Origin of the sequence: Nostoc sp., assembly GCF_036917195.1 — a bacterium.
In the GTDB taxonomy this organism is placed as follows: Bacteria; Cyanobacteriota; Cyanobacteriia; order Cyanobacteriales; family Nostocaceae; genus Nostoc.
Genome location: NZ_JBALDG010000028.1, coordinates 11,796 through 23,366, shown reverse-complemented (window position 1 = coordinate 23,366; position 11,571 = coordinate 11,796). Strand labels below are relative to the sequence as shown.

At 41.3% G+C, this 11,571-nt stretch carries 9 protein-coding genes; 4 read left to right on the top strand and 5 right to left on the bottom strand.

What is annotated here, in order from left to right; all coding sequences use genetic code 11:
- Positions 1-63: 63 nt before the first annotated feature.
- Positions 64-813, bottom strand: coding sequence for a nucleotide exchange factor GrpE (grpE, locus tag V7K40_RS09510; RefSeq protein ID WP_334958849.1), 750 nt, complete (start codon positions 811-813; stop codon positions 64-66).
- A gap of 934 nt (positions 814-1,747) precedes the next feature.
- Here grpE and V7K40_RS09505 point away from each other — a divergent pair.
- The 4 genes from V7K40_RS09505 (at position 1,748) to V7K40_RS09490 (ending at position 6,969) form a co-directional block, all read left to right on the top strand.
- Entirely contained in the window at positions 1,748-3,760 is a 2,013-nt protein-coding gene (locus V7K40_RS09505) for an ATPase, T2SS/T4P/T4SS family (RefSeq protein WP_334958847.1), read from the top strand.
- A 105-nt stretch (positions 3,761-3,865) separates the two neighbouring features.
- A complete protein-coding gene (locus tag V7K40_RS09500; RefSeq protein ID WP_334958845.1) occupies positions 3,866-4,990 on the top strand; it encodes a type IV pilus twitching motility protein PilT in 1,125 nt (374 codons plus the stop codon).
- 75 nt (positions 4,991-5,065) lie between these two features.
- Complete coding sequence (locus V7K40_RS09495) at positions 5,066-6,289, top strand: type II secretion system F family protein (RefSeq protein ID WP_334958843.1); 1,224 nt, start codon at positions 5,066-5,068, stop codon at positions 6,287-6,289.
- A 119-nt stretch (positions 6,290-6,408) separates the two neighbouring features.
- The gene (locus tag V7K40_RS09490) at positions 6,409-6,969 is read left to right on the top strand and encodes a hypothetical protein (RefSeq protein ID WP_298912896.1); all 561 of its coding nucleotides are present in this window, start codon (positions 6,409-6,411) and stop codon (positions 6,967-6,969) included.
- A gap of 116 nt (positions 6,970-7,085) precedes the next feature.
- On the opposite strand, the gene V7K40_RS09485 is transcribed toward V7K40_RS09490, so the two are convergent.
- The 4 genes from V7K40_RS09485 to V7K40_RS09470 form a co-directional block, all read right to left on the bottom strand.
- Entirely contained in the window at positions 7,086-8,108 is a 1,023-nt protein-coding gene (locus tag V7K40_RS09485) for a saccharopine dehydrogenase-like oxidoreductase (protein WP_334958841.1), read from the bottom strand.
- 266 nt (positions 8,109-8,374) lie between these two features.
- A complete protein-coding gene (locus V7K40_RS09480; RefSeq protein ID WP_334958839.1) occupies positions 8,375-10,033 on the bottom strand; it encodes an AAA family ATPase in 1,659 nt (552 codons plus the stop codon).
- Positions 10,030-10,554, bottom strand: a complete 525-nt coding sequence (locus tag V7K40_RS09475) for a helix-turn-helix domain-containing protein (RefSeq protein WP_334958837.1) — start codon at positions 10,552-10,554, stop codon at positions 10,030-10,032. Before V7K40_RS09475 ends, V7K40_RS09480 begins: the two co-directional genes overlap by 4 nt.
- Positions 10,544-10,930 carry a type II toxin-antitoxin system RelE/ParE family toxin gene (locus V7K40_RS09470; protein WP_334958835.1) on the bottom strand — a complete coding sequence of 129 codons (387 nt, stop codon included), beginning with the start codon at positions 10,928-10,930 and terminating at the stop codon, positions 10,544-10,546. The genes V7K40_RS09475 and V7K40_RS09470 overlap by 11 nt, the downstream gene beginning before the upstream one ends.
- Positions 10,931-11,571 lie beyond the last annotated feature (641 nt).

Genomic DNA, 11,571 nt, shown 5'->3' with positions numbered 1-11,571 from the left:
GTAACAATGCTCGTCCTTGCAAGAAACCAGGCACTTTTGGTCAGCGAGGCAAGCAACTACAGCTTAACTGTTGGCTGAACTCGACTGATCCTCCTGTGCAGCAGGTGTATCTTCTTTTGGAGCAGCTACTTTGACCATTGCATGGCGCAGCACGCGATCGCCCAAGTAATATCCGCGCACTAACTCTTCTAACACTGTTCCTTCAGGATGTTCATCCGTAGGTTCCCGCATTACTGCTTCATGGAGGTTGGGATCAAATTCTTGAGCTTCAGGACGCATTGGTGACACACCTAAGCGCTTCAAGCTATCCACTAATTGTTTGTAAACGCCTTGGTAACTTTTATGCATGGTCATTTCGCCATCAGATTGCGGTTTGAGGTGCGATCGCGCCCGCTCAAAATTATCGACTACTGGGAGCAATTCCAAAATCGTATTCCGCTTTATCTGCACTTCTAGCTCTTCTTTTTCTTTGCTAGTGCGTTTCCGGTAATTCTCAAAATCAGCGGCAATCCGCATATATTGAGTACTACGCTCTTCTAGTTGCGTTTTGAGAGACTCGATTTGTTGAGTCAGTTCTGCCAAAGCTGTTGTTTCCACTTCAGTTTTCTCAGTTGCAGCGACGCCATTTTCTTGATTGAAAGTAGCCGTATCCCCCGGTATATTGGTTTGAGCTGCCACTTGCTCTGTAACCTCATTACCAGATTCATTGAAATTAATTTGGGCTGCGGAGTCACTCTTCATTGCTTGCTTTACCTCTGTTGGTTCACCCAATTGCTGGCTTGTATTGTTTATCTGTCTATTTTCATCCATCATTGTCTACTCATTCCAGATGCTTTTTATGGCAGTGTATCTCCATAGCTTGCAACCGTCGTTATCCACGACTTGCCACTGAGGCTGATTTTGTTGCCAACAAGTTCCTGGAAATGATGTCACCGTCCTCTTATTGTGACAAATGGTGAACACGTTAGCCTAGATGCCACTAAGGGACTTCCAAATAAAAAAATAATCAATCGTTTTGGTAAGCAGGGGAAGCAGGGGGAGAAGAAATCGGATAGTCGTATTGGATTACAGGAATTGAGTAATTTAATTTTTGTCAGTCCCTAAGGCGGTAACCTGAACGAGTAGTGTACATCTAGAAGTAAGTAATTTGGAAGAGTGGTGCTGAATGTGATTTGCCCCTCATCTTATTCATGAGTCAGTTTTTTCAGGAATTACTACTTAAAATTTAACCATTTATCAAATATTGTCATTCCTTCAAAAGTGCTAAGTGTTAAGTGCTGAGTCATATATTTTGAATCTTGGCTTCTACCCTATGACTGAAGGTTTGTTGATTGAGCGAGTCAGGAGTTTCTATTTTCTCTACTATTACTTCTTTTTGACTCAGCACTTAGCGATAACTCTGAACAACCAAAACCGCAGATCAGAAGTTTGGTGACTACTAAAGCTTGGCTCAAATCCAGCTAAGTAAGTTGGTGTAAAAAATTAAACGCTTGTAGTAAGCCTTTTAGCGTTGAAGCGCTTACTACAAGCAAATTACAGAGCTTTATTTTTCTTTATATAGTTTGCTTTATTTAGGCCAACTTACTTACCATCTCAATTAACAAGACTTGGGGCAAAATCCCTTGTTAAGCCCCTTGTGAAAGGTAGCCAAACTTTTGCTTGCACTAGGACTTTTTGCTAAATGAGAATTCTGTCTCACAGTAGGGGAATACTTGAAGCAGAGGTTTCCCAAATCAATTGCTCATTTATGACTTACTTGTCACCACAACGGCGCAGTACCGCTCTAACTACCAGAACAGAGTTTTCGCCTTTCGGCAACAAGCTAGTGCAATCTGGCTATGCCAATACCGAACAGATGAGGCAGGCACTAATTGAAAGCCGCAAATCTGGCAGACCCTTAACGGAAGTACTAGAGTCAATCACTGGGCAACAACTATCGCCTGAGTTGCTCAGGCAATATAAAAAACAGCAGCTATTTGAACTTAAAATACTATATGGTGTTGAATTCCTCGATCCGGAAGTCAACCAGCTTGGCAACACGATGATTGGGAACCTGATTGAAACCCTCATTCCAGTAGATATCTGTCGTCGCCATCGTTTAGTACCACTGTCGAAACACGAAGACCAAACCCCGCCCTCAGTTTTAGTGGCGATGGTCGCTCCAGATAATCTAGAGGCTTCCGATGACCTAAACCGCATCTTGCGCCCCCAAGGCTTGGCATTGCAGCGGATGGTGATTACACAGGAAGACTACCAGCAGCTAATCAACCAATACTTGGATGAAATGGCTGTTAAGCAAAAGCACCTGGAACAAGCAAAGTTTACAGATATTAATCAGGATTTAGAAAACCTCGGAAATCTCGATCTTCAGGATGGTCCTGAAGAAATGGAGGCTGATCTAGGTGCGGCGATGAAGGGTGCGGAGGATGCCCCAGTCATCAACCTAGTTAACAGAATCCTGGCTAAAGCTTTGCACGAGAAGGTTTCTGATATTCACATCGAACCGCAAGAAGAAAACTTACGCATTCGCTTTCGGAAAGATGGGGTACTGGGTGAAGCTTTCCCCCCCCTACCGAAAAAAATCATCCCGGCGCTGACAGCCCGATTTAAAATCATCTCCAATCTAGACATTGCTGAACGACGTATACCCCAAGACGGACGTATCCGGCGGATGTTTGAGGGACGTAAAGTAGACTTTCGCGTGAGCACCTTACCCAGTCGTTACGGGGAAAAGGTGGTGCTGCGGATTTTGGATAACTCCTCCACCCAACTAGGATTGAATAAGTTAATTAGTGATCCAGAGACTTTACGAATTGTCCAGGATATGGTGAGCCGGCCTTTTGGTCTGATTTTGGTGACTGGGCCAACTGGTTCTGGGAAAACAACCTCGCTCTATTCTGCACTCTCAGAAAAGAATGATCCCGGTATTAATATCAGTACAGTGGAAGACCCAATTGAGTACAGCCTTCCAGGAATTACTCAAGTACAGGTGATTCGAGAAAAAGGGCTGGATTTTGCTACCGCATTGCGGGCTTTCTTGCGGCAAGATCCAGATGTGCTGCTAGTGGGTGAAACGCGGGATAAAGAAACGGCAAAAACAGCAATTGAGGCTGCCTTGACGGGTCACTTAGTATTAACTACCTTACATACCAATGATGCCCCAGGAGCGATCGCTCGTTTGGGAGAAATGGGTATTGAGCCTTTCATGGTTTCTAGTTCGCTGATTGGCGTTTTAGCTCAACGTTTGGTGCGGCGTGTATGTTCTGAATGTCGTGTTCCCTACACTCCCACAACTGAGGAATTGGCTCGTTATGGTCTATCAGCTTCCTCAGATGTCGGAGTCACCTTCTACAAAGCTAATAGCTTGACATTAGAAGCGATCGCAGAAGCCAAAGCCAAAAATCAGCTTTGCCCAGCGTGTAATGGTGTCGGCTACAAAGGGCGTTGTGGTGTTTATGAAGTCATGCGAGTTACCGAAAACCTGCAAACTCTCATCAACGAAGATGCACCCACGGAACGGATCAAGGAAGTGGCAATAGAAGAGGGTATGAAAACCTTGCTGGCTTACAGTTTGGACTTAGTGCGCCAAGGTGCTACCACCCTAGAAGAAGTAGAACGAGTGACGTTTACTGATACTGGTTTGGAAGCCGAGTTAAAAGCCAAACGCAAGACTGGTCTTACCTGCCGGACTTGCGATGCCACATTGAAACCAGAATGGCTGGATTGTCCCTACTGTATGACATCTCGGTTTCAAAAATAGACAAGAGGCAAAAGTCAACAGTCAAGGGTCAAGAGTTATTACTTTTGAATATTGACTATAGACTTTGGACGAAGGACTAAACAAATAACATAAGGCAGCAGAACTATGGAAATGATGATTGAAGACCTGATGGAGCAGTTGATTGAAATGGGAGGTTCGGATTTGCATTTATCCGCAGGTTTGCCTCCCTACTTCCGCATCAGTGGCAAACTCACCCCCATAGGTGAGCATGTATTAACAGCTGATCAATGTCAAAGGCTGATTTTTAGTATGCTCAACAACACCCAACGTAAAACCTTGGAGCAGACCTGGGAGTTGGATTGTTCCTATGGTGTTAAGGGTTTAGCTCGCTTCCGGGTCAATGTTTATAAAGAACGTGGTGCTTATGCTGCTTGCTTACGGGCATTAAGTTCTAAAATTCCTAACTTTGAAAAATTAGGTCTGCCAGATATTGTGCGGGAAATGTGCGACAAGCCCAGAGGACTAATTCTAGTGACAGGCCCTACAGGTTCTGGCAAGACAACTACCCTCGCGGCAATGATCGATTTGATTAACCGCACCAAAGCAGAGCATATTTTAACGGTGGAAGACCCAATTGAATTTGTCTACGAACCAATTAAAAGCTTGGTTCACCAGCGACAACTGAGTGAAGATACCAAGAGCTTTGCTAATGCTTTGAAAGCAGCTCTGCGGGAAGATCCAGATATTATTCTGGTGGGAGAAATGCGCGATTTGGAAACGATTTCTTTGGCAATTTCCGCAGCTGAAACAGGACACTTGGTATTTGGCACGCTACACACCAGTTCCGCTGCACAGACAGTTGACCGGATTATCGACGTTTTCCCCCATGAAAGACAAACTCAAGTGCGGGTGCAATTGTCTAACTCGTTAGTGGGGGTATTTAGCCAAACCTTGGTGTCCAAGAAAAACCCTAAACCCGGTGAGTATGGTCGGGTGATGGCTCAAGAAATTCTGATTGTCACTCCCGCTATTTCCAACTTGATTCGAGAAGGCAAAACATCTCAAATTTACTCAGCTATTCAAACTGGTGGCAAATTAGGGATGCAAACTCTGGAGAAGGTTCTAGCCGATTTTTACAAAGCAGGAACGATCTCCTTTGAAGCCGCGATGTCTAAGACTTCTAAGCCAGATGAAATCCAACGTCTTATCGGTACTGCTACACCGCAGGCAGCAGGTGCAAAACCCGGTGCGGCTGCCAAAGCGCATTAAAGCAACTAGGGTTAGGGGAGATGAAAGGGATGAAAAACCTTTAACTATTTTGAATTTTGAATTTTGAATTTATTTATGCCAAACTACGTTGCCCGTGTTCGGGATTCTCAAGGAAAATCCCGAACAGAAAAAATTGTTGCCGAATCCTTAGTACAAGCTCGTACTAGTCTCAGAGAACAAGGTTTTGTAGTCCAAGAACTCAAACAATCTCAAGGATTTCAGCTAAATTTTGACTTAAAAAAATTCCAGACTTCCTTAGTTAAGGTTTCTGTGAAAGACAAAGCCGTTTTTTCCCGTCAATTTGCCGTTTTGATGAATGCGGGAGTTGCGATCGTTAGAAGTCTAGGGGTACTTTCTGAACAGTGTAGTAACCCTAAACTGAAACAAGCTCTTGTGGAGATTAGCATCGATGTTCAAAGTGGAATGAATCTTTCAGAGTCAATGCGGAAGCATCCTGACTGCTTTGATGGCTTATATGTGAGTATGATTCAAGCTGGCGAAGTAGGTGGTGTTCTAGACGAAGTATTGAATCGTTTAGCCAAGTTGTTAGAAGATGTTGCCCGCTTACAAAACCAAATTAAATCAGCATTGTCTTATCCAATAGTCGTGGGTTTTATCGCAGTTGCTATCTTTCTCGGCATGACAATTTTTCTTATTCCCATTTTTGCCACGATTTTTGAACAAATTGGAATTACATTACCACCTCTAACACTATTCTTGATGAATGCTAGTAAATTTTTGAGAAGTCCGAATGCTGTCATCCTTCTTGCTATTATTGTAGGACTGAAAATTGCCTATTCACAATACGGTAAAACTCGTGCTGGTCGCGAAACAATTGATCGTCTTTCCCTGAAAGTGCCGTTGTTTGGCGACTTAATTCAAAAATCTTCGGTTGCTCGCTTTAGCAGAACTTTTGGATCTTTGACTCGTTCAGGTGTACCAATTTTAACTTGTTTGGAAATTGTCCGAGATACATCAGGAAACCAAATAATTGCCAATGCCATAAATGCAGCCCGCCTAGAGATTCAACAAGGAGGTATGATTAGCATTGCTTTACAAAAAGATGCCGTTTTTCCGGCTATGGCAATTCAGATGATTAGTATCGGAGAAGAAACTGGAGAATTAGATGCAATGTTGATGAAAGTTGCCGATTTCTATGAAGATGAAGTTGAGCAGGCAGTAAAAGCAATGACCAGTATTTTGGAACCAGTGATGATTGTAGTTCTAGGGGGAATGGTTGGAACCATTTTACTAGCGATGTATCTGCCTATGTTTAAGGTATTTGAAACGTTGGGATAGGGGATTAATAGTTAAGAGTTAGGAGTTAAAAGTTTAAACTCTTTATTTTTATCCTCATTCTTAACTCTTAACTACTTAATTTTATTTCTAACTCCTCACTTCTAACTATTTAATCAACTATGACTGTGCAAAAATCTCACTACGAAGCAAGTTTGGCAGAATATAGCAATCATCTAGCTGCGATCGCTTTACTAAAGCAATATCGGCCATACTTGGAGATGATTCCCAGTCTGCGCCGTCCAGACGAAAGTGTCATTACTATCCCCTTACCAATTGTCCGTCTTCGCAACACTCCTACAACACCCCCACAAACGATTTGCTTACCCTGTGATGTGGCAATTTTAATGTGTGATCCAGAGTGGAAAATCAAAACAGGAGCAGAAATTTTAGTCTTTATTCATCGTGCTCACGAAGACTTTTCTGATTTGTTAGGACGTTGGCGACAAACCCAAGTTTGGCTAGACAATGATTATGAGTGGCTAATGCCTCTCCGTCACAGTCATATTTTGAGTGAGGGAGCTAATAGTATATATCCTCTGTTTGTAGTTTTTAGTGATACTTTAGAACGCATCCAACGAGGACTCGTAGGAGCCGAACTTCCATTTATTATGCAAACGCCAGATTTGCTGCTTGAGGATAATTTCACAGATATTTTCTCTCCACAAATTCCACCAGCTTAAAAAAATTAGGAGTTAATAGTGAGGATTTTGAAGTTTTAAATCGCAAATTTGGAGTCTCTTCTCTGAATATGCTCCAAATTTACAATTTTATATTTTTAACTCCTAACTCCTAACTATTACCTAACAAATTGGGGCATAATTTCAGCAGCAGTGAATATTCCATAGATGCCGCGTTGGTGCAATTGCTTACCAGCTTTGAGATAGCCAAAAGCAGGGCCGCAGACATTAGCTGCCATACTGGTTTCATCTCCCAGAGTAAAGGTATGGGTAGAAATCTTCCCTTCAAAGGTGCGTCCTGTTACCTTAACGTTGGTGCTGAGAGGCTTTTTGGGATTGCGAGTATCAACTACACCACCAACAGTAACGCGATCGCGCCCTACTATTCCCGCTACCTCTAGCATCACATCATCAGCGTGTTCCATATTCGTCAAGGTAAGCACGCCATTAGTTTTATCTAGTAATGCTTCTACTTCTGCATCAGTCATCGCCTTAGCAGTTTCTACTGTGTAACCAGGCATATGACCAATATCTTCCCGAACAGTGGCGCGGTAAGCTTCCCAGTTGGCAATTCCCACCCCAAAGGTAATTTCGACTTGATGAATTTCGGCGTAGCTTTGAGCGGCTAAAGCGGCAGCGGCTGTTAACAGTCCGGGCGTAGCACCACAGCCTGTCATGTAAGTAATTCCTGCTGCTTGCAGTTCTTCTTTCATTGCTAGTAGTTGTTCCACAGCAGTAGTGCGCTTAATCGCATCCACTAGCACTCCACGCCAACCAGATTTGATAAACTGCTTGGCTACAGAGGGAATAAAATCATTTGGTAGGTTGGGTAAAGCCAGAAAATACCCATCCACAGGTTGAGCTATTTCAATTACATCCTGAATACTTTGATTTGTTAACGTACCAACTGGCTCTAAATGACCTACCGAATCTTGGGACTGGTAGGTGGCGATGCATTCTTGAGTATTTAAACCATCACCAGCGTAAGCGTAGCCTTTATGATCTGCTGCTGCGACTAAAATCATTTCCTGTTTGCCAGCAAGTACCTTGGCGGCGGCTTGTCCTAATCCGCCAAAACCTAGTACTCCTACGCGGATAGCTGACGAAATATTTAGAGAATTTTTGACTTTTTCGGAATTCATAGTCAATTAGTTAAGTTGAATCAAAAGCCTTTAGCATTCGGCATCTCAGCTTCCGGTTTGGAACTGGTGGCTGATGGCTGATAGCTCAAAGCTATAGAGGTTAATTATGATTCATTATCCTATTGATGGGCAAAGTATCACTGACAATGATCACAGTCTACCCATCGCCTGCAAGTTCTTTAAATTTTATTTTGGCATCCTTGTGATCTAGCAACTTTTATACCATCCAGATGCAGATTTAAGATAAAACAAATCATTGCAGTAGTTTAGGATGCTCTTTGCAACACACGTGCTAGTTCAGATAATCCGCAATCTTTCAAATGTTGATAAAAACTTTCTTGTTTTAGCATACGGAGTTTTGCCAGTGAACGTATTGCATCTTCCAACTCTTTGACCCGATCTAATTGGTAAGCTAAACGAGCTGCTTGCTCTATAACTGTAGGATTATACTCTCGACGTATAAATTGTTTTGCATACTCGAATGCACCATCAAAATCTTCACTATCTCTAAGAGTTTCAATTGCTAAAATTATGAGCGAACCTCCTAATTGTTTTGGAGGAATATCCAAAATATATTTCGCTGCAATCTCGCTTTGACCTAGCTTAAGAGCAGTTTGAGATGCAATCAGTTTTGCTTGAATTTGAGTATTATTATCAAGGTTCTCATCATCACATAAAGGTAGAACAATATCGAGACTTTTAGCATACTGTTCCAGATCATCTAAAATGTCTGCATATCGTATAGATTGTTCTGGTTTCAATTCACCTCTCAGCCAAACAGGATCTATGATACGAACAGCTCTTTTCTTATCCCGTTTGTCAAGCTTACGTTCCGCTAAATAGCTCTCTGTTAGAATTTGTTGTGCTTCTTCATCAGTTGGTAGTAAATTAAGGAGTTCCCAACCAAAATTCCTAATTTCTTGTGGTCTCTGTCTTAGCCGGAAAAACCGCATTGCGGCACGATATACTTCTGGATGAGGGTAAAGGGCAACTAACTCCAGAACATTATTTTCCAACTTCTCTAGTGAGGATACAGAAAGTAATTGAGTACCTATTTGTTCAATTTCTAGTTTAATATTTTCGCTAGAAAGTTCTAAATTTAATCCATAAAATAATTTAACATAATTAGTTACTAGTTCTTTATGACTATCGGGAATAGCAATCGCTAAGAACTCCTCCATTTCTAAAGAAGGATAGGAAAACAAAAAAAACAGTTTAGTTTCATTTATTTCAAACAGTTGGCAGCATCTCTGCTTAAAGCTATCTAAATCTTCAGGTTTGGGAACACGTGACACAACAACCTTGACATCAATTGACTTCTTAAGTGCTTTGGCTAACGCACTCTGCTGGATGAGTTGCTTAATATGCTTGCTTACTTTGATACTTTCTGAACTTAAAGAAGACAGCATTACAACTTCATCAGGTAGCTGTTGCGTGCAAAGACCAGCTATCTCGGTAATACCAGTACGGGAGTCTATAATCAAAAAGTCTGCTTTAAATTCTTTTTTAATACGGGCAATAAATTGCTGAAAAAATGCAATTCCATCGAGTTTCTCAGAAAAAATCAGATTCCAGTCAAGCTGATTTAACTTTTTGTAGTATTCTTCAGAAAGGTACTGTCCTGCTGGAATAAGCCACAGAGGCGCAATTCCTTTAGGGGATTCAATTGGTACTTGAAGGCTTATTTCCTCAATAGTTGCTGGATTTGAATTTTGTTGCTGATAATCCAAAATGTAGTCGAGTAGACCTTTTTGATTAGCTGCTAACTCTAACCCAGCAAATTTGGCATCTATACCTGGTGCCTCCAGGTCAAAATCGATCATAACAGTTTTAAGATTCAATTTTGCTAAGTACACTGCAAAATTTGCTGCAGCAAGTGTTCTACCAACACCACCTTTATATGAATAAAAAGTAATAGTTTTCATGCTACGCTATCTCTCCCCCAAGAACCTCCTTGACGGCAACGAACTTGCTGTGCCTCACGACACGTGTCTCTCTCTTGTGCTGAGATTAAGTCAAAGTTTGGTGATGACTCCTCTTGCAATACTTCAGTATTATCTACATCTCCAAATATTTTATCGATGGCTGCTCTCATATCAATGTTGTCCGAATCTAAGTTCGCTGTAATTACATTAATTCTCTGTTTTTTTACAAGAATTGTTGCTTCCAAATCTGCTCCTAGAGCATTTAAGTATGCAAGTACGGAGTCAAACGTATGATCATTTTTAGTACTTTCTAGTTTAGATACCTGACTTTGTTGCACACCTAGACGTTGAGCTATTTCTGTTTGGTTTAGTCCAGAGCGCTTACGCACACTTCGCATTGCTTGAGTTAAAGCAAGTCGGAAAAGCTCCTGACGTTCAACAAGACGAGTCTTTGGTGTGTCAGGAACAATTTTATTTAATAAAGCTAAAGCATCACTGCCCAAATGGGGATTATTGTTCATCTGTTTTATCCTCCTTCGCGACTACTAAATCTCGCCGTTTAGCTGCAATATATATTTCATTGTGCGGAGTTTTACGCCCCTTTTTCTTGAAAGCGTGCAGCAAAACTAGACGCTTACCCGTTAAGGCGCAAAGAAAAATGCGGGGATTGTTACAAGTATTAGGCAAACGCAGTTCATAAAGGTTATCTTCTGTCTTGATTTTGTCTAAAACGTCTGAGCGTTCGATTATTAAGGCAAGTCCCTTCGTTGATATAAGAGAGAGGCGGAACTGAAACCGCTTATATTCCGCTGGAGTGAGTGAAGAAGTTAGGAACTCATCAACTGGTTTTTTTCCATCTACCTCCTGGTAGGTAATAATCTGCCATTCTTCACTCACCGCAGACTCCTCATACACTCTACTAATATGCCATATTTGGAATATTCGCTGATAGTACAATATTATCAAGTTAAAAACTTGGTCATCCCATTTGTTTTGCGAAAATGCTAAATGTTAAGCTTGGCAACGCATTACAGAACAGATGGATGCCGCATAAGCTTACAAAAATAGTAGTCTTAATCGGTTTTTTGTTCGACTTTTGACGATATCTTCAATAAATATGGGCAATTGCTGTTCGTACATCCCACTATCCCACTGTTGGATTAAATTGCGTTTTATCTTGTATTGACACTTGAAGGAATAGGGTAAACCTAACAATAATGATAAACTTTTTCAATAAAATTTATATTTTGTGAAGCAATTAGTTGGCTATACTACTGCTAATACTTGTTTTTAGGACTTTTATCACTTATTTTGCAAGCTCAATTATGAGCTTGACTAATTGATGAAGTTAAGAGAAACTAACTAAATACTGATGTATATACTTCTAAAATTAATAATTTTTGTAAAAATTATGAGATATATGTGTTGTAAGATGGAACATTATTTAGCAAATGGCAAGTTTGTATCTAAGTAAAAATGTTCCTACGGCTATATTTGTAGCCTTCTGCTAAGGCAGTACAATTTAAACGTACTTATCG

What these genes read in the sequence shown, in the direction of transcription:
- V7K40_RS09500 (WP_334958845.1), top strand. Translation starts at nt 3,866, where the DNA reads ATGGAAATGATGATTGAAGACCTGATGGAGCAGTTGATTGAAATGGGA.
- V7K40_RS09480 (WP_334958839.1), bottom strand. Translation starts at nt 10,033, where the DNA reads ATGAAAACTATTACTTTTTATTCATATAAAGGTGGTGTTGGTAGAACA.
- V7K40_RS09475 (WP_334958837.1), bottom strand. Translation starts at nt 10,554, where the DNA reads ATGAACAATAATCCCCATTTGGGCAGTGATGCTTTAGCTTTATTAAAT.
- V7K40_RS09490 (WP_298912896.1), top strand. Translation starts at nt 6,409, where the DNA reads ATGACTGTGCAAAAATCTCACTACGAAGCAAGTTTGGCAGAATATAGC.
- V7K40_RS09495 (WP_334958843.1), top strand. Translation starts at nt 5,066, where the DNA reads ATGCCAAACTACGTTGCCCGTGTTCGGGATTCTCAAGGAAAATCCCGA.
- grpE (WP_334958849.1), bottom strand. Translation starts at nt 813, where the DNA reads ATGATGGATGAAAATAGACAGATAAACAATACAAGCCAGCAATTGGGT.
- V7K40_RS09505 (WP_334958847.1), top strand. Translation starts at nt 1,748, where the DNA reads ATGACTTACTTGTCACCACAACGGCGCAGTACCGCTCTAACTACCAGA.
- V7K40_RS09485 (WP_334958841.1), bottom strand. Translation starts at nt 8,108, where the DNA reads ATGAATTCCGAAAAAGTCAAAAATTCTCTAAATATTTCGTCAGCTATC.